Raw genomic sequence first — 1,317 nt, 5'->3', positions numbered from 1 at the left:
CATTACTGTCCCATTAAATTCTAACAATGTTCTTTGAAAATATTGAAATTTAGTGAGTTGTAGGCCATTTTCGATTAAACGGATTTCAATTTGCATTTTCGCTATTCATCAACAGATTAGCAAATGCATAAGGATAAATACGTTTTTGCTCAGTTAGCATCGTACCTGGATCGGAATAAGTTCAACTACATCGTTCGCAAGTATGACGGAGACAAATACGTGAAGCATTTCACTTGTTGGAACCAATTGCTTGCTCTGATGTTCGGGCAATTATCAAATCGTGAAAGTTTGAGAGACCTAATTGTCGCACTTGATGCTCATCATTCTAAATCTTATCATTTGGGCCTAGGCAAGAATGTTTCAAAATCTTCCCTAGCCAGAGCTAATCAGAACAGAGACTATCACATCTTTGAAGAGTATGCGTACTATCTGGTAAACGAAGCCAGGCAGAAACGAGTTTCTGACATCTTCAAGCTTGATGGTAATGTCTACGCTTTTGATTCAACGACCATTGACTTGTGCCTTTCCGTATTTTGGTGGGCGAAGTTTCGTAAGAAGAAAGGAGGAATCAAAGTTCATACATTATATGATGTCGAGACGCAGATCCCAGCATTCTTTCACATTACTGAAGCTTCTGTACACGACTCTACAGCGATGAAAGAAATTCCATATGAATCGGGTTCTTATTACATATTTGATCGTGCATATAATCACTTCAAGATGTTGTATAAGATTCTTCAGATAGAAGCTTTTTTCGTTGTCAGAGCAAAGAAGAACCTTCAATACAAGATAGTCAAATGGAAACGAAGGTTGCCCAAGAACGTGCTTTCAGATGTTACCATTGAATTGACTGGTTTTTATCCCAGGCAATACTATCCTAAACATCTTCGCTTAGTCAGATATTGGGACGAAGAACAAAACCGTGAGTTTGTATTTTTAACCAATGCAGTGCACATTTCTGCTCTTCAAGTTGCTGAACTTTATAAGAACCGATGGCAAGTCGAGCTGTTCTTTAAATGGCTAAAGCAACATTTGAAAATCAAGAAATTCTGGGGAACTACTGAAAATGCGGTTCGGATCCAGATTTACGTTGCTTTATGTACCTATTGCTTGGTAGCAATTGTCCAAACAGGCATGCAACTTGACAGAAGTACATATGAGGTTTTACAAATATTGAGTATATCATTAACCGACAAAACTCATCTTCGAGACCTCTTTGAGAGAACTAAATTTCAAAATGACAAAGAACGTTTTAGGCTTAATGAGCCAAATTTGTTTAATCATTAATAACGTCCCAATTTTAATGGGACACTAGTG

At 37.4% G+C, this 1,317-nt stretch carries 1 protein-coding gene; it reads left to right on the top strand.

The window, feature by feature from the left end; genetic code table 11:
• Positions 1-123: 123 nt before the first annotated feature.
• Positions 124-1,287, top strand: a complete 1,164-nt coding sequence (locus KEM09_RS21795) for an IS4 family transposase (RefSeq protein ID WP_212232067.1) — start codon at positions 124-126, stop codon at positions 1,285-1,287.
• Positions 1,288-1,317: the final 30 nt, after the last annotated feature.

Origin of the sequence: Carboxylicivirga mesophila, from assembly GCF_018271975.1 — a bacterium.
Taxonomy (GTDB): domain Bacteria; phylum Bacteroidota; class Bacteroidia; order Bacteroidales; family Marinilabiliaceae; genus Carboxylicivirga; species Carboxylicivirga mesophila.
Note: the sequence above shows the minus strand (reverse complement) of the source record. Positions and strands in the feature narration are given on the sequence as shown.

Excerpts from the sequence above, each read along its gene's own strand:
- KEM09_RS21795 (WP_212232067.1), top strand. The coding sequence starts at position 124 with ATGCATAAGGATAAATACGTTTTTGCTCAGTTAGCATCGTACCTGGAT.